This window comes from Chryseolinea sp. T2 (assembly GCF_037203685.1).
In the GTDB taxonomy this organism is placed as follows: Bacteria; Bacteroidota; Bacteroidia; order Cytophagales; family Cyclobacteriaceae; genus Chryseolinea.
The window spans coordinates 940,427-963,530 of the sequence record NZ_JBBCAU010000003.1; the positions used below are offsets into that span (position 1 = coordinate 940,427).

At 48.0% G+C, this 23,104-nt stretch carries 15 protein-coding genes; 9 read left to right on the forward strand and 6 right to left on the reverse strand.

From position 1 onward, the window contains the following. Window positions 1–20 precede the first annotated feature (20 nt). From WBG78_RS13815 to WBG78_RS13835, 5 genes are all read right to left on the reverse strand, one after another. Window positions 21–2,621 carry a glycerophosphoryl diester phosphodiesterase gene (locus WBG78_RS13815; protein ID WP_337327014.1) on the reverse strand — a complete coding sequence of 867 codons (2,601 nt, stop codon included), beginning with the start codon at window positions 2,619–2,621 and terminating at the stop codon, window positions 21–23. Between the two features lie 103 nt (window positions 2,622–2,724). Then, a complete protein-coding gene (locus WBG78_RS13820) occupies window positions 2,725–5,007 on the reverse strand; it encodes an FAD-dependent oxidoreductase (protein ID WP_337327015.1) in 2,283 nt (760 codons plus the stop codon). A gap of 12 nt (window positions 5,008–5,019) precedes the next feature. Further along, window positions 5,020–7,050 (reverse strand): glycoside hydrolase family 2 protein, encoded by a 2,031-nt coding sequence (locus WBG78_RS13825; RefSeq protein ID WP_337327016.1) that lies wholly within the window; start codon window positions 7,048–7,050, stop codon window positions 5,020–5,022. A 145-nt stretch (window positions 7,051–7,195) separates the two neighbouring features. Further along, complete coding sequence (locus WBG78_RS13830) at window positions 7,196–8,698, reverse strand: RagB/SusD family nutrient uptake outer membrane protein (protein WP_337327017.1); 1,503 nt, start codon at window positions 8,696–8,698, stop codon at window positions 7,196–7,198. A gap of 21 nt (window positions 8,699–8,719) precedes the next feature. Next, a complete protein-coding gene (locus WBG78_RS13835) occupies window positions 8,720–11,773 on the reverse strand; it encodes a SusC/RagA family TonB-linked outer membrane protein (RefSeq protein WP_337327018.1) in 3,054 nt (1,017 codons plus the stop codon). 239 nt (window positions 11,774–12,012) lie between these two features. On the opposite strand from WBG78_RS13835, the gene WBG78_RS13840 reads away from it, so the two are divergent. Further along, window positions 12,013–13,170 carry a LacI family DNA-binding transcriptional regulator gene (locus tag WBG78_RS13840; protein ID WP_337327019.1) on the forward strand — a complete coding sequence of 386 codons (1,158 nt, stop codon included), beginning with the start codon at window positions 12,013–12,015 and terminating at the stop codon, window positions 13,168–13,170. A gap of 93 nt (window positions 13,171–13,263) precedes the next feature. On the opposite strand, the gene WBG78_RS13845 is transcribed toward WBG78_RS13840, so the two are convergent. Next, complete coding sequence (locus WBG78_RS13845) at window positions 13,264–13,515, reverse strand: hypothetical protein (protein ID WP_337327020.1); 252 nt, start codon at window positions 13,513–13,515, stop codon at window positions 13,264–13,266. Window positions 13,516–13,822: 307 nt separating this feature from the next. Here WBG78_RS13845 and WBG78_RS13850 point away from each other — a divergent pair, with 307 nt between their 5' ends. The 8 genes from WBG78_RS13850 (at window position 13,823) to WBG78_RS13885 (ending at window position 23,008) form a co-directional block, all read left to right on the forward strand. Further along, a complete protein-coding gene (locus WBG78_RS13850) occupies window positions 13,823–15,118 on the forward strand; it encodes a S41 family peptidase (protein ID WP_337327021.1) in 1,296 nt (431 codons plus the stop codon). Window positions 15,119–15,521: 403 nt separating this feature from the next. Next, window positions 15,522–17,357 carry a methyl-accepting chemotaxis protein gene (locus WBG78_RS13855; RefSeq protein WP_337327022.1) on the forward strand — a complete coding sequence of 612 codons (1,836 nt, stop codon included), beginning with the start codon at window positions 15,522–15,524 and terminating at the stop codon, window positions 17,355–17,357. Window positions 17,358–17,361: 4 nt separating this feature from the next. Further along, window positions 17,362–18,039, forward strand: coding sequence for a DUF5020 family protein (locus WBG78_RS13860; RefSeq protein ID WP_337327023.1), 678 nt, complete (start codon window positions 17,362–17,364; stop codon window positions 18,037–18,039). A 186-nt stretch (window positions 18,040–18,225) separates the two neighbouring features. Beyond that, entirely contained in the window at window positions 18,226–19,059 is an 834-nt protein-coding gene (locus WBG78_RS13865) for a CheR family methyltransferase (protein ID WP_337327024.1), read from the forward strand. Further along, window positions 19,056–20,105 carry a protein-glutamate methylesterase/protein-glutamine glutaminase gene (locus WBG78_RS13870; protein ID WP_337327025.1) on the forward strand — a complete coding sequence of 350 codons (1,050 nt, stop codon included), beginning with the start codon at window positions 19,056–19,058 and terminating at the stop codon, window positions 20,103–20,105. The genes WBG78_RS13865 and WBG78_RS13870 overlap by 4 nt, the downstream gene beginning before the upstream one ends. A gap of 12 nt (window positions 20,106–20,117) precedes the next feature. Further along, window positions 20,118–20,597, forward strand: a complete 480-nt coding sequence (locus tag WBG78_RS13875) for a chemotaxis protein CheW (protein ID WP_337327026.1) — start codon at window positions 20,118–20,120, stop codon at window positions 20,595–20,597. Between the two features lie 48 nt (window positions 20,598–20,645). Further along, on the forward strand, window positions 20,646–21,008 hold the full coding sequence (locus tag WBG78_RS13880; protein ID WP_337327027.1) for a response regulator: 363 nt from the start codon (window positions 20,646–20,648) through the stop codon (window positions 21,006–21,008). Then, complete coding sequence (locus tag WBG78_RS13885) at window positions 21,008–23,008, forward strand: chemotaxis protein CheA (RefSeq protein ID WP_337327028.1); 2,001 nt, start codon at window positions 21,008–21,010, stop codon at window positions 23,006–23,008. The genes WBG78_RS13880 and WBG78_RS13885 overlap by 1 nt, the downstream gene beginning before the upstream one ends. Window positions 23,009–23,104 lie beyond the last annotated feature (96 nt).

Consider the following 23,104-nt stretch of genomic DNA (forward strand, 5'->3'; position numbering starts at 1 on the left):
AAAGTATACAGAGATTGGGATCAAAGGTCGATGGCGTACACGTTGATACCGTACGGTGCCATCACAACATCAATTGATCCTGCGTTTGGTCCCGATCCCGGCTGAACGTTCGGCTTTGCTTCGAGTACTTTGTTCTCGCCCACCAGCGTGATCTTCTTCACTGCCTTTCCCGGCTGAAACGAGTTGATGTCAATCTGCAACGCATCCGATATGGGCTCATTTACATCGTTCATGACGATGGCATACAAGCGATTGCCATCAGTTGAACTGGCCATAATACACTCAAGGTTTGGATTCTTCAGTTTGAACAGCTCTTCGCGAATAATAAGCCTGGCCGATTCGTTGTAAATCTTTCCATTTTCAAAACCGTAGCTCTGATGCGGACCGACCTTAGGTGTAACAAAGCCACGCGGGAAAATTACCTGGTTGTTTGAACGAAGTTGCGCTTCGGCCATGAGATAATCAGTGATCCAACCGATCTGCCACCATGCATGATGTGGGTACGGACCTGAACCTTTGTTCATTGCCTGCCAGTAATAAGAAGCGACACTTGTAGAAGGCTCCACAAAGGCGTCGCGTCCGATGGCGCCGGCTCTTGCCATGTTGAGGAGAAGCGAATCTCCTGTGAGTTGAAATATGCGAATGAACAATCCTGTATGACTAGCCAACTGGATTGGTCCGTGACGTTGTGCCGATCCCATGATACCACCGTGTTCGAAGCTCAAACCGGCTTGCGCGATCTCCCAGTCTTCACGATCAGTACCATTCACATTCTTGTGTTCACGCGATGGAATCGGATGGGTGTAGATGGACGTTGTGTAGGTACGCGCAGCAGCGACAGCTGCATCCTTGTATTGTCCCTTTTTTGTGATATCGTAAAGATCCAACATTGCCTGCGCTGACTGAGCAGTTGCAAAGTCAGGAGCGTAACGCGCATCGCCGCATACACCAAGATAATGTCCCTTCTCCACTCCCTCTTTGATCATCCACTCAGCGCCACGCTCAGCAGCTTTGAGATACTTTTCATCTTTCAGGATGCGATAAGCAACGATGAGTCCGTAGAACGTAGGACGAAGGTCCTTGATGTCCTTGAACAGTGGCTGATGGGTATCCTGATCATAGGCGACTTCCCAGCTCCCATCATCCTTTTGCCAGTTAAGCAGCAACTCGGCCCCTAAGCGCAATCGCTCACGCAACACTTTATTCTCAGGATCGAAGAGCAGAATGTTGCCGTCATCAAGCATCGTGTAGTACGTGAGACTTACGGGCTCCACAAATGTTCCCCATTCCTCGACAAACACCTTGCTTTTTGAAAGATAATATTGTCCCATGGCTGCACCCTGGAAGAACCCCGGCTTCACCTGTTGCTGCGCCAGCTTGAAGTTGTAGGCATATGGCAGTACTTTGTCTTTTAATTTCGCATCACCGGTTGCGCTGGCAAGCATCCACATGGCACCATAGTCCGAGTTTTTCATCGCATCTCCCTTCGATCCAACGACGCCGCCATGATACTCCTGTGCACCAATCTTAAGTCCCTGAAAGGATTCAACATTCCACAAAGATGTTTTCGGATCGAGCAGGTAATGATGCATTGCCTGCACGCGACTCGTCAAAGATTGTTTGTTGCTTCTCAGGGCAAGCCCCTGCTTAAAATCATAAACATCGTTGATCGCGTGGTTAAGGTTTTTATACCAGTTGCCAGTTTGCACGCTGTAGCGAAACTCGTAAGTGATGGTGTCGCCTGCATTTAGTTTTGAAGAAGGCTCACCCAGTACCGGGTAATAGAGGGACGGTGACAGTTTCGAATCGCGGTTCTTATGCGACACGCCAATGTTCCACTTCTGATGCGTATTCTTATCCTTCTCCCAGGGATCACGTCCAAGTCCTGGTGCAGCGATGATTGAATATGAAACGCTGTCCTTTGTATCGACTATTGATGTCATTGTGCTTACGCAACGCTCCCGATATACGGCAGGCAGATCCGGAACACCCTGGCCATAGGCATATGCGAGCACGAAGTCCTTCTGGATCTCACTGCCCTGAAAGTATCCAGGGACTGTCGCCCAGGCCATGTCCTTCTCATCAATAGTAATTGGAGAGGGTGTTGCAAGGGAATAATATCCCGGTTTCTTGACGATGGCCTGTTGGCGAACAATAATATCGGTGTGATGCTTCGGGTCAAGCCGCCACGTGGCAGTCAGAGTTGCCCATTCATCATCATGGCTAAAGACGACGCCACCTGATTGACTCTCCATTTCTGACGGATAAAATGAAATTTCAGTCCCTGCGGTGTTTAGGGATACCGGTTCCGTTGCGGCCTTCCAGATATCCTGTTGATAATGATAAGCCTTCTCCGGAAACTGTACGCCGGTATTCGTCTCGAAGATTCGTGATGTACTGTCAGGCTTTTCCGCGCTATACAATAAAGTATACTTACCGGACGGCACTCCCAATGATTTCCAATGATCAGAGTTATTGACCTCCAATGATGAAACTGTCCATCCGTCACGCTGCTTCTCCCAGCTCAGTTTTACGTGGTCGTTCTTAATCGTGGCGGTCTTCTGACAACCTACCCACACAAATGCCAGTAGAAGTATACCTAAATGTTGGGTCCCTTTCATCGCTTACAATTCATCAATTTCTGCCTTTTAAAGTTCGGTATCTGTGCCGTTGCGTTTGACGGGTTGCATTGAACATGCTCCGCTTCAGTATCCAGACATTGCATTACTTCTCGTAACACAAGATCTCAAATATTGCCGCTGGAACTTTATCCGAGGGATGTTCGACCTCTAAAGTGATGCTTTTTGTCTGCACGGCCTTACCGAAACGAATTGTGTTTATTGTTTGATAATTTCCTTTACACTCGTGGACCACATTGTTCTTGTCGTCGCGAACAGTGTAATTCCGCACGCAGAAAGGCATGACATTTTCCGGATGCCCCATCAATACTGTTTCCATCGGATGATCCAGGTCTGTATCAAACTTGAGAACGATGGATTTGATTGTTTTTGCTTCAGACCACGTGAGCTTCACCGATGGATGTTTGTCGGCGAAGCCGGCGACCCATGCGTTCGGCTGATTTGTTGGTCTTGCCAAACCGTTGACGAGGTTCTGTACACCAAATGATGATAGCGGCGCACCGATCTTGATTGCTACATTCTCGCCAGCAGGTCTCCGTTGCGGGCACCAGAATTCAAACGCATCGATGCCAATATCTTCTGGCGGTTCCTGTCTTCCGTAGTTTGAAACCGCCTCGTTCACCTGGTTGTAGACGGATAATACACCTGTGATCCGCTTCGAAGTAAAATGCAGCTTCACGTCCGGGTTCTTTCTGAACAGGATGAATGCGTATTGTGAAGATGATAAGTTTGTTTCAAAGTCAAGCTTGATGCAGTTCCTCCCGGGAGTGATAGGAAGCTGTATGGTCTTCAACATTACATCGGGTGTATAGCTGTCGGGACGACTACAAATGCGAAGCTCTACATCCAGGGTGGTTGTCTTTTCAGACTGCAGGTGCACTGTAAATTGAGGAACGCGTCCCTGTGACAATGGCAACATTTGTCCTACCGCCGGATCAAGCGTTTTTAATAGCCCTCCTTCCGGTAGCTCGCTCAGGTGCAACTCACTCGATGCACTAAGGGTAGCGTTGCGTGCTATGTCACCCTCATCAGCCAAAGTGAAAGCAGGGATATGCTGACCTGTGGCCATGAGTTTTTGTTGCAGCCGATGCAGGTTCTTTCCTGAACTAAACGCCGCAGGCAACACATTCAGCTCACGGCAAAGAACAGCAGCCATTCCAACGGCCTGACCACCATAAGCGCTGGTAGCCATCACTCTCGAAGAACCGAAAGCAACGTGCGTTACGCTAATGATGCGACCTGCGAGAAATAGATTTTTAATGTTTTTGCTGTAATAACTGCGATAGGGTATTTGATAGATCCCTTTGCCGTGCCATTGATTGCAACCAGGTTTCTCACTGAATACACCATCTGCAGGATGAAGATCAATGGACCAGCCGCCGAACGCAACGGCATCGGTATGTGTCCTTTGTTCAACAATATCAGACTGCGTTAACATATAGTCGCCGATAAAGCGACGGCTTTCACGTTTACCAGGAATCATGCCTACCCATTCAAGGGTGAGGTTCTTCGCTTCGGGGAATTGCCCCGAGTTCTTGATATGGTTCCAGACACCATAGATCACGCTCCACAACTCCCATTTGATGGTCTCGGTTTCATGGACGGTGTCGAGCCGACCGCCGTATTCGATCCACCACAGATTGCATCCATACTCTCGCGAGTTGAACTTCCTATACTTCGGGATCTTCGTGATATCCTTCAACGCATAGGAAGGGGCGACGAAATTCACAGGCTTGCCCACATCTTTGCTGTAGAAATACAACGAATGGCCTAACAGCTCACCATACTCTTTAGTGGGAGCGAACTTCTCACCGAACTCTTCCCGCGATTCAGCGCCCATCCGAAATGCTGCACCTGACAAAAAGCCCAACACCCCATCACCTGAAGCATCACAAAACAACGGAGCCTTCAAAACATACTCCATTGAATTCTGGCTGCAGAATGCCTTCGCCGATGAAATCATGTCGGATGATGACTTCTCCACTTCGATTACCGCAGTGTTGAGCAACAATCGGATATTCGGCTCACTGACAACTTTATCGAGAACAACTGTATCGAAGATCACCGCATTACCTTCCGGATTGCGATACATATTCTCCACGAGTATTTCATCGATCACGCCACCCTCACGTGCCCATCGATTATTGTTGCCCATATGTGACGTCGCACCAAGCACCCACAAGCGTACTTCACTGGATGAATTACCTCCCAACACCGGACGGTCCTGAACCAACGTTACTCTGATGCCCTGTCTTGCCGCAGTTATCGCGCAGCAAGCACCCGACAATCCACCGCCAACCACCACGAGATCTGAAATGATCTCCTCGTTCTTAAATGTTCGCGATGAAGTTTCCTCTGCAATGATCATGAACTAAAATCTTTATCGTTGAATATTCGTTTTCAGCGCGGTGAATCCACCGGGCTTAATGAGACGCACCTCCCCTGTTGAAGCGGCCGAGACAAACGTCTTGCTTTCGCCGGGCTTCAGCTCAGCGATGTCGAATGTTTCGCCCGCGCACTGCAACTGGTAGTGACGCATTGTATAGCGCGGGAAGTCATTTCGTGCAGTTACCGTAATCGTAGTCTTACCTGAGGCATCCTTACCGAACACAACTGTAGCCGGTGAAAACTCCTCCTGCCACTTTACATACATGCCGCGGATCTCGCGCTCAGGCGAAACGAGGCCCCAGGGGCGATATCCACTTGGATTTGTTCCCGGGAAGCGACTCTGATAATCATTGAAGGTCCAGATAGATGCACCGACGAGAAAGTCGCATTGTCTGAAGTCCTGCATCGCTTTTGAAAGATGATTCTCGCGGTCCTGCTCGTTCTTAACTCCATCAGTTCTTAGTCCGAACTCGCTCACATAAACAGGTTTGTTTGGATAGAGTTCGTGAATGTGTTTTAAATGCTTCAGATGATCGCCGTAGATATTTGCGCTGACGAAGTCGACATACTGCGATGCTTCTTCCTCCGGAGCCTTGATAAAGTCGCGCCACACGATCATGCTAGCGAATGTGTAAAGACGTGACGCATCGTGCTGCTTTCCAAACTCAATCATATCCTTCGTCCATGCCCTGCCCTCGGGAGTTTGTGATGGGTATTCGTTACCAACACTCCATGCAATTACAGACGGATGGTTCCAGTCGCGTTCCATCATCTCAGTAAACTGTGCCTGGAATTTTGCACGCATTACAGGATCGCTCATTTGCTTCGGGGTCATCTGCCAGTTGCCTGGCTCGGCTATAATGAGCAGTCCATGCGCATCGGCCCAATCAAGCAACTGTGTGGATACCGGATAGTGGCTGATGCGCGACAATTCCATTCCACCGGACTTAATAAGAGTAAGATCTTTATCAAGTACTTCTGCCGGATCCATCGATCCATGGCCAGGATAGTCGAGGGGTCTGTTGCATCCTCCCATCCGGACGGATTCACCATTCAACAGCAGACTTGTTCCTTTAACTTCGATCTTACGAATGCCAAAGGAAGAAAGTGCCGTATCAGAATTAAAAACAACTTCGGCTTTGTAAAGCACGGGCTCGTCCTGGTTCCACAACTTTACGTCCTTTGCTGCTACTGTAGCTTCCAGCAGAAATCGTGTTAGCCCGTCAGCAGCTGAAGGAACGCCGACCGTCTTGAAAGTAGCAGGCACAACCGTTCCGTCGCGAGTGATGCGTATGCCGGGTACGTTACCAGGAGCTTTTCCAGTCTTTTTGCCACCTTGTTTTGAAGGTGTCACTGCTGCAGCTGGCGCACCCGCTACATCAACCTGCACATTTATCTTTGCCGTTTTCTTCGTGAGATCCGGATCAGTTACGATCTTCAATCGCTTCACATATACTTCCGGACGAATAATCAGATGTACCTCCCGGTTAATTCCTCCGTAGTTGATCCAGGGATACACTTGTCCCACGTTGTCGTTTTCGTATGCAACCCGAGTCTTGGCACCAGGAATGGTAGTTGAGTCCCAGGCATTGTTCACCTTCAACGCTAATGTGTTTTCACCGTTCAGCAAATCAGTAACATCCACTTCGAACGGCGTGTAACCACCTTCGTGTTCTCCTGCCTTCTTGCCATTGACGTATACTGCTGATTTATAAAATACTGCTTCAAAACGAAGAAAAGCTTTATATCCCTGGGGAACTGGCTGCTGTGTGAACTGTCGTACATACCAGGCGGTACCCGTGTACAACTGATAGCGCCCGTCGATTGAAAAGCAATGCGGCACGTTGACCTTGTCCCATCGCTGCCGGGGAAATGTGGTGGAATACCAATGCGTCTGTTCACCTACATTCAATGGATCGAGAGCGAATTGCCACTCACCATGCAGTGATTGCTTTTTCTGCTGCGACGCAGCCAGAAGCGGCAGACAAATAATTACTAAGAATAGATACAGCTTCTTCATCATTCAATTTAAGAATTCCCGTAGCTGTGGAAACGGATATGCCGAGCCCCGACATATCCGATTTCCGACAACCATCCATACCCAAACTATGGCGTTAGATTTTTAATAGACTTGCAAAATGTTGCCGGTGGCACCAGTTAGTTTTCGGCTACTTCCACGGATCATTTTGCTCCAGGTCTGTGTTTGCGTTCAGTTCATCCTGTGGTATTGGAAAATACCGGTTCTTCGGCTGAGGTGTACGTTGAGGATAATAATCACTCACGGCCAGAGGAATGACTTCCATGAACGTGTTCGTCCTTGTGAGGTCATACCAACGATCTCCTTCTCCAAAGAATTCCCAGGAGCGTTCCTGCAGCACGGCTTTGACGAACGCGTCGGCGTTTAGCCCAGGCGTAAGGTCTGTTAGTCCCGCGCGGTCGCGCACTACTTTGATGTACTTATAGGCGGTTTCTGTTGCTCCATTCAGATGCGCCTCTGCTTCGGCGGCAATCAGGTATACATCCGCCATTCTGAAAATCGGGATGTTGTTAACGTTACCCGAAGTGCTTACAGGGTCCATATACTTCTTTACAAGCACACCTTTAGGCGTGATTGGCGTAATGTTCTTCTGACGCACAGTAGCCCCGGCGTTATTGACGTAAGTGGTATCAAGCAGCAGTCTTCTTTTGTCAATCGGATTGAATGAATTGTAAAAAGACTGATAAGCAAAGAATGATCCGAAGGTGGTAAGTCCATATTGTTTGGACGCACTGCCCGGGGGTCCGCAAAGGCCTACCATCTGATGGCTACGGGAGCTGGTTGATCCGGATACCGAAGTGTTTGATTCCGATTCGAAGGCAAAGATGTTCTCTACGCGCGCGAGGTCCTCCTTTGATACGTCGTATACATCGAGCACGTTAGGCATAAGGCGCAGGTACGCATTTGGCAAAACAGCCTGCGCGTTCGTCAATGCTTTGGCCCAGTCTTCATTATATAATGCAGCCTTTGCGTACAACGTGAGGGCTGCCTCTTTGGAAGCGCGTCCCTTGACAAGTGACGCCGTATGTGTTGGAAGTTTAGCAACCGCCGAATCCAGGTCCGTGTAGATCTGTTTGTACACATCTGCCATTGAACTCTTGGTTACGTAGGCATTGCCAAGCACGTCGCTTGGCGTTGTCTTTACGATCACGTCGCCAAAATTTTTTGTTGCCATCCAATGATAAAAGGCTCTGAGGAAAAAAGCTTCACCGATGATTTCCTTCTTCCGTGCGGCATCCATGCTCACGCCCGGAACTTTGGCAATCACCCAGTTTGCCTTTTCAATGCCATCGTAGCACGATAGCCAGATCTGCTGTGGCGACTCGAACAACCGGCCGGCTGTACGCTGGGCGGTGTAATTAACATCGTAAGTAAATAGCGTCAGCGTGTTTCTGGATACCGCTACCCGGGGATAGGTCTGATCGGCACTCATGTCAGACACCAGCACGGCGGCCGGTCCATTGTACAGGTCGGCGATCGGATCATAAGCCGCCGTGATTGCAGCTTCGGCGTCGGATGACGTCTTGTAAAAGTTCGATGTATATATAGAAGAGTATACTTCCTCCTCGAGATCGCACGAAACTACCAGACTGAATAAACAGACGAGAGGTAATATGTATTTGATGCGTTGCATAAATAAGATCGATAAATTCTGTTAGAAGGTGAGTTGAATGCCGCCAAGTACTGAACGCGCTGACGGATACACGAGGTTGTCAATACCTATAGCCGTGTTGGAACCTGCGTAAGTATTAACTTCCGGATCGTATCCGGTATAGTTGGTTACAGTGAAGAGGTTGTTGGTACTAATATAGATGCGGGCACTGTTGATGCCTTTGATGGCAGGCAATTTGTAACCGAGTGTTATGTTGCGGCACCGGAGGAACGAACCATCTTCCACGAATCTGTCTGTGATGGGCAGACGTCCACCCTGCAACGGACTCGCATATTCATTATTTGGATTGTCAGCCGTCCAGTGATCCACAACACCCTGGAGCAGGTTGCGTTGTCCTAAGGGGTTTTCGAACGATGCACGGCTTACGTTATAAATGTCGTTGCCATAAGTGCCGGTGAGGAAGATGCCGAGATCGAAGTTCTTGTAGGAAAGATTTGTAGAGAGGCCGGCAATAAACTTCGGATTTGGATTACCGGTGATGACCTGATCCGCAGATGTGATTTGTCCATCGCCATTGTAGTCGAGCACTTTGGTGCCGCCTGTACGTCCGTCAGATCCGGGTATGATGGCTTCGCCAGTCTGATATATGCCATCGAACAGGTAGGTCTTAAACAGACCCAACGGCTCCCCTACCTTCAGGATCGTATAGGTTGTCATGAATCGTTCTGTAGTGGTGCCTCCGTCGATATCCGTGACCTCGTTCCGGTTTGCAGAATAGTTTATGTTAGCACTCCACTTAAAATCACCGCGATCAATCAGCCGCGCACCCAGCGACAGCTCGATACCTTTGTTCTCGATGCCACCAAGGTTGCTGATCATTCCAACGCTGTAGCCAGACGAGAGCGGAAGCATCAACTCATAAAGGAGGTCTTTTGTAGTCTTCTTATAAACATCTACTGTAAAGTTGAACCGATCCTGCAGGAAGCTTACGTCCAAACCGATGTTCGTTTGAAGTGACTTCTCCCAACGCAGATCAGGGTTAGAGATACCGGCGGGATTGATGCCCTTAATATAGGCGTGATTAAATTGATAGTCGCTTGATGCTGCAGTTGTTTGCAGTGACAACGACTTATAAGGATCGATAGCACCTGCGTTACCGGTGAGTCCATAGCTCGCGCGGAGTTTCAGATCACTGAGGAAAGTCGCCCCCTGCATGAAGCCTTCCTCGATGATACGCCACGCAGCAGAGGCAGCTGGGAAAAATCCATATTTATGATTCGCTCCGAACTTGCTCGACCCGTCTACCCGTGCCGTTACGTCAAAGAAGTACTTGTCTCGGAAACCGTAGTTAACGCGACCGAGGTACGAGTCCAGTCTCTCCTTTGTACGTTCACTCGAAGTTGAGACCGTGTTGGCAATCTGCAGGGCTTCGTTTGAAGTAGCATCGTTGGGAAAGCCGTTGCCGTTGATTGTATTGCGATTATAGTTTGACACCTGCGTCGCGAATACACCAGTGAACTTCAATGAATGATTTTCGGCTATCTGCTTCGAGTAAGTGAGGATGCTTTCATGAAGCAACATCAGGTTGTTCTTATTTTCTTTCTGAGCGGATCCCGATGTTGCGTTCTGGTCCTTAAGGGCAACGATCGATCGTGGAGAATAGTAATCCTTTAAGCTCGACTGAAGGTCAGCATTGAACGAAGCACGATAGGTTAGTCCCTTGAACAATTCCGCCTCGCCGTAAAGATTTGCCAGCACTCGGCTGATACCAGTTTGATTTTTAATGGCCGCCAGTCCTAATGGGTTTGTTACCTCGCGATAACGGCCATCTCGTTGCTCTGCGAATGGAAACAAGGTACCGTCCTCACGGTATGGCTGGAGTGTGGGAGGAGCACCCAGCGCCGCCCCTACAATGCTGTTGGTTACGACAGCCGCATCGCCCACCGTTGTCGAGCCGGTAGTAATACCGTTGTTTACGTTGTAGCTGCCCATGATACTGGTCCCGATCTTAATACGATCGCTGATTTTGTGATCCAGGTTTAACCGCAGGGAATATCTTTTGAAGTTGGAGGCGATGATGATACCATCCTGGTCGAAGTAGTTAAGAGATAACGCCAGCTGAGTCTTGTCTGTTCCGCCGTTGACGGACAACTGATGATTTTGAATTGGCGCTGACCTGAAGATCAGCTTCTGCCAGTCAACTCCTTCGCCTTCTGCAGCCGGATCAGCATATACATTTGTTTTGAACGTTTCGTTTTCAAGCTGAGCAAACTCAGATGCGTTCATAACATCCAGCATCTTGCGCACCTGCTGCACCCCATAGTATCCCTCATAGGATACGCGTGTTACTCCACTCTTTCCCCGCTTCGTAGTGATCAGCACAACACCGTTAGCGCCGCGCGCACCATAGATCGCTGTTGCCGATGCATCTTTCAATACATCCACCGACTCAATGTCGTTCGGGTTGATCGTCGAAAGCGGACTTACATCATTGATGCCTCCGCTGTTGGATATCTGAATACCATCGACAACGTATAGAGGTTCCGATGTACCGTTGATGGAGTTTGTTCCACGAATGCGAACACTTACGTTACCACCTGGCGCTGCTGAGTTCTGTGTGATCTGAACACCGGCAACCCGAGCCTGAAGGCCCTGAGCAACGTTCACGACCGGCGTTTGAACCAGGTCGGCCGACTTTACCGAAGCAATCGCTGTCGTCGTTTCGATTTTTCGTTGTGTACCATAACCAACCACAACGACTTCATTAAGTGTCTCAACATCGCTTGCGAGCACGATGCTGAAGTTTGTCGTTGTGCCTACAGCAACTTCCTGTGTTGTGTAACCGATGAATGAAAACACCAGCACATCCTCCGGTTTGACATCCGACAAAACAAATCCGCCGTTGGCATCAGTGGCGGTACCTCGTGAGGAACCTTTGATGAGCACGTTTACACCAGGCAATGACTCGCCTGCGTCTGTCGCGACCGTTCCTTTTACAGAACCGCCTTGCGCGAGTGCCATCATCGGACTGGCAAGCAGCGCGAAGAGGAGTCCCAGCATCAGGAGTACATGCGTTTCAGTAGAACATTTCTTCATACACTTTTAAAAATTAGATCCTGAAATGTAATGGCTGATTGTAATGGTTCGGATGTAAACGATTGAAAGTACCGCTCGAAATGTACCGGGAGCGCTTTCGCAACCGCTCTCGATAGGTCGGAACAAACGTCGCAACGACCTGTTTCAATCGTTAATTCCATTTTTCAAGGCCGCGGATTTTTGCTATTTTTCATGTGCATTGGATGGTATCTTGCTACCATCGATGCGATCGACAGATTATGGTCAAGTGCATTAAATGTGGGGAGGTTGATGCCATCGCTAAGTCGGGCATCATACGCGGGAAGCAACGATATTTTTGCAAACGCTGTGAGTACTATTTCACGCAGCCAGCATTGGTGGCTGAAGCGCCTACTCATCGTCGGCATCAGACCACCATCATGGATATAGCCAGTGCGTTGCAGGTATCGAAGTCAACGGTTTCGCGCGCATTGCAGGGCCACAGCGACATCAACGTGAACACCCGAAAGGCGGTGCTCGAGATGGCCCACCAGCTTGACTATCAGCCTAATCTTCTGGCGCTCGGCCTCGCCAAAAGCAGGAGTTATACGATAGGCATCATTGTTCCTGAGTTCATCAATAGCTTCTTTCCTTATATAATAATTGGAGCACAACAGGTCGCTAACCCGGCTGGCTACCATGTGATCATCTGTCAGTCAAATGAGGAGCTCGAAACCGAAATTGCCAACACGAACGTGCTCATGTCGAGCCGTGTGGACGGCGTGGTTGCGTCAGTTACTGCAGAAACCGGCAACCTCGATCACTTTCTGAAATTCCAGCGTGCAGGCATACCGATCGTTATGTTCAACCGCATATGCGACGGACTCGACGTTTCGAAAGTACTGGTCGATGATTACGACGGTGCGTATCGCGGTGTGGAACATCTTATTCAGCAGGGCTGTAAGAGGATTGCCCATTTAGGAGGACCACAGAACCTGCAGATTGGTCGTCAGCGCTTAAAGGGTTATCTCGACGCCATGCGCGACTACAACTTACCTGTAGAAGACGAGCTAATCGTATATTATAATCTGACGAGAGAAAATGCGCGACCGGCGGCACAGCAACTGCTTGATCTGCCTGTTCCACCCGACGGTATTTTTGCAGTAAATGATCCGGCAGGAATAGAAACTATTCTCGTGGCGAAGAGCAAGGGTGTGTGTATTCCGCATGATGTCGCTATTGTTGGATTCAGCAATGAGCCGACATCAGCTTTGATCGAACCAGGCCTTACCACCTTAGCCCAGCCGTTGGATGAAATTGGAAAGACAACGGTGCAGCTGCTGCTTAATGAAATCGAAAGTGAAGATTCCGTTCTGCCCAGCACGAGAATTTTGAAGACCCAGCTGATTGTACGCGCCTCCTCGCTCAAGAAGCCTTGAGAATGTTAGTAGAAATTGGCTTTTTCACCCACAAACCCAACGGGCTAAACTCCCGATGATCAGCACCGGCATTGTGAGATGTGTCATTTGAGGCTAGCGCAAGGTAATTATTGAAATCTTCATGTAAGGATAATAGGGCAATATTGAAAGCTTTCCGGCTACGTCAAACTTGTCCTTAGCCGTCAGCACCAGGTAAATGCCCGCAATATCATCTTTGATGTAGGAAGCCAGGAGAGTGCCATTCACCTCCCACTGCTTCAATACGTCCAGTTCTTTTGGGAGCAATTTAATTCTTGTTTCATCGTCAATTCCTTGCAAAAGAATATCAACCATGAATCTTTTCATGTCGCTGGATTTAGCTTTGCGAATCGTGCGGAAGCAAAGCTATTTTTTGCGGTCGTCGTGAACAACACAGGGCTGTTAATTAACAGTAAAACGAAGCCTTCAAACTATGGCGTATACTGCGACTTAGTCTTAACAAATAATAGATTCACCTCCGGTTTCCGGGAAGGCGTCAGGGTGAAGCGTGCGAAAATGATCGCCAATGCCCAGATCTGGACGAGAACTGGTTGCAATTCATTGATTAACGGAGCCAGGAGTCATTTTGCACCGGCATAGCATTTGTCATGGGTCTGTCAGAATCAGACCATATATGAAAACCCTCCTCTCCGTTTGTATGCTAATCACCGTGATACCCACGTTTGCTCAAAAGACTCAAACATCCATAAACATGCCTGCGCTGGTCGATAGCGTTGGAAAGGCCTTGAACGATACTTACATTTTCCCGGATAAGTCCCGAGTCATGATCGAATACCTGCGGAAGCAACTGAAGGCAGGCCGCTATAAAGACATTAAAGATCCGATTAAAATCGCATCAGCCCTTGAAACCGATCTAAAGACAGCACACCGCGACGATCATCTGCGCGTTCACTATGATCCGGAATTTTTGAAGCGTGCAAAAGCCATTGATGTTCCTCCCGACACCATGCGCAAGAGGGAAGTCATTGACGGCCGCAAGGACAACTTCAATTTTAAGCAATCCATTATACTGAATGGTAATATTGGATACGTGGAATTCACCGGATTCAATCCCATGATTGAAGAAGCAAAGCCAATTATCAGCGCCGCATTTCGATTTGTTTCGAATACCGATGCAGTCATTGTTGACTTACGATCAAATGGCGGCGGAAGTCCTTTTATGGTGCGACAAATCGCCAGCTACTTTGTAAGCGAACGCACGCGACTCAACGACATTTACGACCGACGTGCCAACAAAACGATGGAGTTCTGGGCGGATCCGGCCGATGCAGAAAATATGAATCTAAGCATGCCGCTATACATTATCACAAGTAAGGGAACATTCTCAGGCGCGGAAGACTTCACCTACGCCATGCAGGTGAACAAGCGCGCGATAGTTGTGGGCGAAACGACAGGCGGAGGTGCACATCCAACGGGTCCGGTATGGGTTGGCCTGGGCTATGTTATTGATATTCCATTTGCACGTTCGATCAACTACATTACAAAGACAGACTGGGAGGGTACAGGAGTAACGCCCGATGTTTCCGTTTCGCAGGAGAAGGCACTGGTGAAAGCACAGGAACTGATACTGAACGAACGAATCAAAACTGCAAACGACGACCACGCACGTTCGCAGGCACAATGGCTCGTCGATGCACTGCACGCCCATGATTACAATGCTTCAATCACCGAAAAGGATCTTGCTCCATGCGTGGGAGACTACGATCGATTTAAGATACGTCTCACCTCAGGAAAGCTATACCTGCATGATCACCTTGGAAGGACATTCCTGATGATGCCTGTGGATACCAATCACTTCCTGGCGTCTGATTGGTTGCAGGTAAAATTTAACATCAAAGATGGTATTGGTTCCCAGATGGTACTGAGTGGAAAGCCGGGCTGGGTTGATGTTTATGACAGGAACAAGTGAGTCAGAGTGAGAGTGAAGTGTGAGAGTGAAGCGTGAGAGTGACCTTCGCGCTATTTGCTCTCAGCAGGATCCTTCCCGATAAGGTCGAAGAATACCTTCTTTATCATCCTCTTTGTCTTCCGGCATTTCTACGAATGGCCAAGCAGTCCAACTGATCTTTCGCTTAGACGCAGGCATTTGCTGCCGAGTTGTTGCCCAACATCACCTTATATCGGTGCGCAAGTAGCGGTCTTCTTCACCAACGCAAGGGTTTTCCCCCGTCCAATTTGAGGGACCCCTGTATCAAAATCGCGGACATTCTCCCTGCTCCCGCCTAAGATGCCCACCTACCTTTGAGCCGTCATTGCAAGCTATGCATGTAGTCCTGCATGACTGCTTAAAAACGAGAAATAAATAATCCAATATGACATTGTTAAAGAGGTCTAGCTTAAAGATAAAACTCATTACTTCGAGCGCGTTATTGATCTTTATTGCGTTCGCAGGTATTAGTATCTACAACTACCAGGAAAGCAAATCACAGATCGAGAACAGAATATTCAACAAGGAATTACCCGCCTACATTAAGAATATGGGCTTCGAGATCAGCCAGGAGTTGGTTGAAGAATTGATGATCGGCAAGCTTTCCTCGAATACGGCATTTCTGCACGAGCAACTGAAGCGGCGTCAATACGACGAAAAAGAGATTATTGAGTACATCCGGCTTATTAAGGAGCGCCACAACACCGTTCTAACGATGGTATCGAACCAGACTAAACATTATATCACTGGAGACGGTGTTCAGCGCGAGGTCAGCAAGCAAACAGACCCGTGGTACTTCGACTTCATCAGCCAGGACAAACCCACAGCCTTTAACATTGACCGCGACTATGCCACCGGTGTTACAATGCTATTTGTGAATAACAAGATAGTAGACTCCGATGGAACCGTGCAGGGAACCATAGGCCTGGCGTTAAGTTTGGAGGAGATCAAGCAGTTTGTGTTGTCTCAGAAGTTTGGCGAAACGAGCCGGGCGATGATGGTTGATAAGACCGGCACCATCAGAATCCACAATGACACCACGCTCATCGCCACGTACCAACGTCAAACCGGTGTCAACAACATTCATCAGCTAGAGGGGTATTCAACAGTTGCTGACCGCCTCATCAGCAACTTCGGCCAGGCACTGGAATTCAAACGTACGGATGGCGAAGACATGATCATCATCAGCAAATATATTCCCGAATTCGACTGGTATCTGCTCGTGGAAGTGACGAAGAACGAACTGTTGGCTCCCGTAAAGCAAGCATTCCTTAGCAGCATCGTGTTTGGACTGGTGATCACCTTGATAATCATCGCAGTCAACGTTTTCTCCATCAATTATATCATCATCAATCCATTCAAGAAGATTCAAACCGCCATTATTGAATTCAGCAACGGACGCCTGGATCATAAGATCAACATCAGCCAGACGGATGAGATTGGTCAGCTGGCGGTAGAGCTCACATCAATGGGAAACAGACTGTCATCAATTGTGAAGAGCATTCACGAGAGTAGCAATACGATACTCCAGGTTTCAAAGGAAATCACTTCCAGTTCACAAAGCCTTGCATCTGGAGCAAGTCAGGAAGCGACAAATGTGGAAGAGATCTCTTCTTCGATGGAACAAATGCATGCAAACCTGAATCAGAGCGCGGAGAATGCGCAGCAAACTGAAAAGATCTCGGACGCTGCACGCAAGAGTATTGAAGAAATGCGGGTCATTACTAATAAGAGTAATACATCAGTACGCGAAATATCGGAGAAGATAACCATCATCAATGACATTGCTTATCAAACTAATCTCCTGGCACTTAATGCAGCTGTAGAGGCTGCGCGAGCGGGCGAACATGGTCGTGGGTTCGCTGTTGTTGCTGCCGAGATCAGAAAGCTCGCACAAAGCAGTAAAGACGCTGCAAACAAAATCGGTGTGCTCTCAAAGTCAAGCCTGGAGTTAACTAAGAATACAGAGGATCTATTCAATGCGCTTACACCTGAAATTCAGAAAACGGCTAAGCTCGTTCAGGAGATCAGTGCAGCAAGTGCCGAACAAAGTACGGGCATCGATCAGATCAACAGTGCGCTGGCCGATCTGAATAACATCTCTCAACAGAATGCCGCTTCATCCGAAGAACTGGCTTCCAGTGCCGAGGTATTCATTTCACACGCAAACAGTTTGAAAGAGGTGATCAATTTTTTCAAACTTTCACAAAGCAATAACTAAGCGCATGAAAGGGATAGCTACAACTCTTGTTTTCATCGCGTTGTTTGCAACGACAGCTTTGACTCAAAACCTGCAGGTCCACTACGACTTCGGAAAAGCTAAGGATGGCGATGTGAACAAGGACCGCGGATATTTCACAACGACACTTGAAATGTACAAGCCCGATACCTTAGGCTACACATTCTTCTTCGTTGACATGGACTACAACGGTGAAAATGGAATATCATTTTCCTATTGGGAAATACTCCGTGGCTTCAACATTCCCAGGGTGAACTTTCTGAAACTGGAGGTAAGCTATAACGGTGGCGTAGGTTACGTCAATAATGCGTGGCTCGTCGGGCCGGCTGTGCCTATGAAGATTGGTGACAGCTATATAACACTGAGTGCTTACTATAGAATCGAAAAATTCCAGAAGAGTGCTAATGCGCAGGTCACGGCCGTATGGACAGTTCCTGTGCTTGAAGGGAAAATAAAGTTTATGGGGTTCTTCGATGTATGGAGTCGTGACAATTTCATCGAAGGAAAAGGTAAGATGATCACCTTGTTAACAGAGCCGCAGCTCTGGTACAATCTTAACAACCATTTTGCTCTTGGCAGTGAAGTGGAACTGAGCTACAACTTCTTCACATTCGATAAAGATATTGAAGCAATGCCAACTGCTGCGGTGAAGTGGACATTCTAAGGCTCTAAGGGTGCATGGGTGTACATCGGGCTCAAATGGTTGATTGTCCGGCCCATGCTTTATTCCCCACTGACCAATCAGGGTTTTCCCCCGGTTTAAATGAGGTTCCCTTCCATCAGGATCGCGTGAGTTCTCCCTGTTGCAAGCACAAATCCAATTCTACTTTTGATTATTGAAGTAACGCACATGAGCATCATTACAGGAGTACCGAAAATCGACAAGCTAACTTTCGAGCAGATCAGTGCCTACATAAATCAACAATACGGCATCAATCTCACATCGGCAAAGCTCAACCTGGTAGAAAACAGGTTATCCAAGAGACTGAAGCATTTGAAAATGGATTCTTACGCACAATATGCTGATCACATCTTCAGCAAAGGCGGTAAGAATGAACTGAATCTTCTGTGCGACTACTTAAGCACGAACAAAACATATTTCTACCGCGAGTCCGCACACTTCGACTTCCTGCAGTCGGTACTTGACAAAGCAGCGCCGTTTCAAGCGTACAACTTCTGGAGCGCAGCTTGTTCCGCAGGGGACGAAGTTTATACACTGAGCAGTCTGCTGGAAGAGCATTCAAAGAAAACACCGATCCGCTACTCGGTTCTGGGTACCGATATCTCCAGCCGTATGATCGATGAAGCCATCGAAGGGAAATATGCAGCCGCACGTATCAATATGCTGCCGACACACCTGATCAATAATTATTTCGAGAAAACTGAAGACGACAAAAATCAGGAATGGTTCAACGCTCAACCGGCCATTCGCAAGAATATACGCTTTCAGCAATTCAATCTGATCAAAGACATTCCCGCCCTGGCTATGCGCTTTGATTTCATCTTCTGTCGCAACGTTTTGATCTACTTCAAAGAAGAAACGAAACTAAAAGTTGTTAATGAGATGATTCAAAAACTTAAGCCAGGTGGCTATCTCATTCTCGGTCACTGCGAAGGAATGCTTTGCAGAAACACAGACATGATTCAAATCAGGCCGTCGGTATTTCAAAAGCCCGTTGCATGAGAATGACAAAAGTTATGATCATTGATGATTCCGCACTGACACGATCAGTGCTACAAAATATCATCAATGCTGATCCCGGTATGCAAGTGGTAGGTACAGCCATTGATCCAATCATCGCCGCCAAAAAGATTGGCCAGGTGAATCCCGACGTGATCACCCTCGACCTCGAGATGCCGCGAATGGATGGGCTGACATTTCTCAGGAAGTTGATGCTCACCAGCCCCAGGCCGGTTGTAGTGATAGCTGGCAACAGTACGAAGTCGAGTCATAATGCAATCAAAGCGCTGGAGTATGGTGCAATTGAGATTATAGAAAAGCCCGACATCTCTACACCTGAAAAACTTTCGGAAGTGTCAGGTGTAATCTGCAATGCGATCAAAACCGCCTCGGAAGCGACCTTGCCGGCCACACGATACACCATGAGTACGGAGACATTTGCTAATGAATCTGTTAGAGAGTATTCGTCGGCCGGCGATATATCGAACAAGCTTTGTGTGATCGGATCCTCGACCGGCGGCCCGGACCTGTTGAGAGAAATATTTCAATCCGCAACGGGTGATCTATGCGGGTTTATCGTGGCGCAGCACATGCCTGCTATGTTCACGAAAAGTTTCGCTGACAGGTTGAATACGGTTAGTGGTCTCACCATTAAAGAAGCATCAAGTGGTGACTATATCAGAAACAATCAGGTTCTCATCATTCCAGGCGATCACCACGGAGTAATTAAGAGGGACAGCCGTGGATATTATATCCAGCTCAACCGCGAAGAGAAGGTAAACCGTCATCGTCCGTCTGTAGACGTGCTCTTCAATTCTGCCGCGCAAGTAGCAGGTGGCAAAGCGACCGGCATTTTACTCACGGGAATGGGCGACGATGGTGCGAGAGGATTGCTTAGTCTGCGTCAAAGCGGCGCTAACACAATCGCTCAAAGTGCCTCAAGCTGTGTTGTGTTTGGAATGCCCAAGCGCGCCATCGAACTCCAGGCCGCGCAACATATCCTGGCTACGCACGAAATAATAAAACGAATTAATGAACTGAAGTTCTAATCAATCGACTTTATGTTGACTACAGAGAATCACCTCATATTCAGAATAAAAGATCAGCTGTTTACCCTGAACGTGTCGCACGTACGCACGATTATTCAAATGCCCCGGCTTTTTGCAGTACCACAGGCACCAGATTACATTCTTGGAATCATCAACCTTGAGGGAGATGTTATTCCGGTAGTCGATGCGGCAAAGAAGATAAAGATGGGAACTGTTGAACTTGTTCATCAGTCGCAGGTCATTATCATGCAACGTTCGCTGGAGTTCAGCGACAAACAACATCAGCTGGGCTTCCTTGTTGATGAAGTATGTGACGTGTCGGAGTTGGATCCCCGGAAAATTCAGGCACTTCCTGTTTCAAAGTTTGAGTTTGACCATCGCCTGGTTGACGGCATGCACAAGATCGGTGAAGAGTTCTGCATGCAGATCAATGTCGGGAATTTCTTCAAGGGAGAGACAGAACAACTTTTGGAAGGCGCCCTGGCCCGATAGCTCTAAGAAAAAGACTTTCCAAACAATTCATAAGCTTTTAACTCAATCATGAAAACGATACTTATTGCTGAAGACTTTCAAACATCGCGTAAAGTAATCATCAACGCGTTGGCCCGGAGTGGCTATAAGACGCTTGAGGCGGCAGATGGCGGAGAAGCACTCAGCATGTTCGACGGACGGTCGATAGATTTACTGGTAACTGATTTCAATATGCCGATAATGAACGGTGCCGAGCTGGTCGAAGAGGTCAGAAAGAAATCACAATACAAGTACATACCAGTGCTTGTCCTATCGACAGAAATAAATCAGGGTAAGAAAGATCAGGCAACGAAAGCGCAGATCACGGCATGGGTGCCAAAGCCTTTTGATCTTGAACGATTCATGAAGTTGGTAGAAAAATCTTTGAAGTGATGGAAGAGTATATCCAGGAGTTCAAAGCCGAGGCGGCAAGCATTATCCAGCGATTACAGGAGCAAATTCTCCTGCTCGAACAATCGAAGGAGAACAAGGGCCTTGTCGAGGAGATCTTCAGGAGCGTGCATACGCTGAAGGGCTCGTCCCGAATGTTTGGATTCGAGCAGATCGAACGTATAACCCACGAGCTGGAAACCACCTTTGATAGCATACGCGAAGGGAAGGCCGTGGCGACACGCCCCGTTATCGAACTCGCATTGTCTGTCGCAGATATGTCGGCTGCCATTTTGAGCGGTCAGTACGATCAACAGGAGTACAATGCTTTACTGGAGAAGTTAAGTTCGGAAGAGACATTAACTGTCGAACCGGAATCAAAAAAGGGTGGTGTTTATCAGGTTCTGTACTTTCCGAAGGAAAATATATACGAACGCGGCGTTAATCCCTTGGCCCCGCTGAATGAACTAAAGGAGCTTGGTGATCAAAGTGTTTTTGTATTGCGCCAACCACGATCACTTGAAGAGCAGGAAGCTGACAAAAAGTTCGAATCCATATTTGAGATTATCATCAATATGAGCGGCGAAAGGGCATTACTGGAAGACGTTTTCCTCTTTATGGAAACCGATGAATTCAGCATCGACGTCCTGGAACCACACAATCAAAACTGGCAACAGGCGATTGATCGCGCACAAAGGTTATCCGGAGGCACGTTCAGTAACGATCTGGTAAAAGAGCATTTGGATGTGATGTCAAAGCTATTTAAGAACAATAAAGCGGATGCCGTTACCGAAAATGCTTCCACGTCTCCACCCGCGGAGCCTGCTGAAGCTGTTGTCAGAACGCAGGAGTCAGCTATGAATTTCATTAACGTGAAGCTCGAGCGACTTGATGAGATGATGAAGCTCGTGAGTGAGCTGGTGACTATTAAAGCAGAACTTCATTACCGTGCCAGCATTCTCGGAGACATAGAGCTTTCGAATACGGTGGAGCGTCTCGAAAAAGTAACTACCCGTTTCAGAGACAATGCATTCAGCATGCGACTCGTGCCTCTGCAGATCCTTTCGCTGAAGTTTCAACGTATGGTACGCGACCTCGCTGGTGCACTTGGAAAAGAAATAAATCTCATGACGGATGGGCTGGACACAGAAATAGATAAAACCATCATTACGGAGATCGAGGCACCCATCATGCACATCATACGCAATGCTATTGATCACGGCCTGGAAACAGTTGACGAACGCAGAAGATGCAACAAGAGCGATAAGGGGTTGTTGAAGGTGGTGGCGTTCTATGCGGGCGCTAACGTCTTCATACAGATTCAGGACGATGGGCGCGGACTCAACCTCAAAAGGATCAGGGAGAAGGCAATAAACAAAGGCATCATTTCTGCAAATGATAAACTGACCGATCAGGAAATCATCAATCTCATCTTCGAACCTGGGTTCAGCACTCACGATAAGGCAACGGAATACAGCGGTCGTGGCGTGGGGATGGATGTTGTCAGACAGAAACTTAAGGATCTTCGTGGCTCCATTGAAATTACAACGGAAGAAGGTCTTGGGACCGCATTCACGATCCGACTACCCTTGTCTCTGTCAATCCTGGATGTTCTGCACGTAAAAGTGAAGGGTATTAACTACCTGTTGCCACACAACGAAGTAGATATGTGCATATCGGAAAGGCTCAACGCCGACATTCTCCAGAAGCGTGGTCATAACGTAAAATACAAGGGCAGGTTTATCCCAAACCTGAGCCTTGGAACGATCTTCGAAATGGCAAAGACTGTCGATGGCGAACCCTGCACCATAATCGTCAATAAGAACGATCAGTTTGTTTCCGTTGAAGTAGACGAAATCATCGGTGAAGAGCAATTGGTGATCAAGCCTGTCGATGAGGCCCTGAAGTCTTTGGAATATTTATCCGGAGTTGCCGTTTTGGGAAATGGCGAGCTTGCATTCCTAATTGATGCCATAAAGCTAAAGGATTCTATAGCGGTCTAAATTACACTTCATCCACACCTGCTCTTCGGTTCCGAAATGAGGAAAAAAGTCCTCACATCTTACACGGCTATCTTTGGAATCGGCGGCATTGAAATG

Excerpts from the sequence above, each read along its gene's own strand:
- WBG78_RS13870 (WP_337327025.1), top strand. The coding sequence starts at position 19,056 with ATGAGAATGACAAAAGTTATGATCATTGATGATTCCGCACTGACACGA.
- WBG78_RS13860 (WP_337327023.1), top strand. The coding sequence starts at position 17,362 with ATGAAAGGGATAGCTACAACTCTTGTTTTCATCGCGTTGTTTGCAACG.
- WBG78_RS13850 (WP_337327021.1), top strand. The coding sequence starts at position 13,823 with ATGAAAACCCTCCTCTCCGTTTGTATGCTAATCACCGTGATACCCACG.
- WBG78_RS13880 (WP_337327027.1), top strand. The coding sequence starts at position 20,646 with ATGAAAACGATACTTATTGCTGAAGACTTTCAAACATCGCGTAAAGTA.
- WBG78_RS13865 (WP_337327024.1), top strand. The coding sequence starts at position 18,226 with ATGAGCATCATTACAGGAGTACCGAAAATCGACAAGCTAACTTTCGAG.
- WBG78_RS13840 (WP_337327019.1), top strand. The coding sequence starts at position 12,013 with ATGGTCAAGTGCATTAAATGTGGGGAGGTTGATGCCATCGCTAAGTCG.
- WBG78_RS13820 (WP_337327015.1), bottom strand. The coding sequence starts at position 5,007 with ATGATCATTGCAGAGGAAACTTCATCGCGAACATTTAAGAACGAGGAG.
- WBG78_RS13825 (WP_337327016.1), bottom strand. The coding sequence starts at position 7,050 with ATGATGAAGAAGCTGTATCTATTCTTAGTAATTATTTGTCTGCCGCTT.
- WBG78_RS13845 (WP_337327020.1), bottom strand. The coding sequence starts at position 13,515 with ATGAAAAGATTCATGGTTGATATTCTTTTGCAAGGAATTGACGATGAA.
- WBG78_RS13815 (WP_337327014.1), bottom strand. The coding sequence starts at position 2,621 with ATGAAAGGGACCCAACATTTAGGTATACTTCTACTGGCATTTGTGTGG.
- WBG78_RS13835 (WP_337327018.1), bottom strand. The coding sequence starts at position 11,773 with ATGAAGAAATGTTCTACTGAAACGCATGTACTCCTGATGCTGGGACTC.
- WBG78_RS13885 (WP_337327028.1), top strand. The coding sequence starts at position 21,008 with ATGGAAGAGTATATCCAGGAGTTCAAAGCCGAGGCGGCAAGCATTATC.
- WBG78_RS13875 (WP_337327026.1), top strand. The coding sequence starts at position 20,118 with ATGTTGACTACAGAGAATCACCTCATATTCAGAATAAAAGATCAGCTG.
- WBG78_RS13855 (WP_337327022.1), top strand. The coding sequence starts at position 15,522 with ATGACATTGTTAAAGAGGTCTAGCTTAAAGATAAAACTCATTACTTCG.
- WBG78_RS13830 (WP_337327017.1), bottom strand. The coding sequence starts at position 8,698 with ATGCAACGCATCAAATACATATTACCTCTCGTCTGTTTATTCAGTCTG.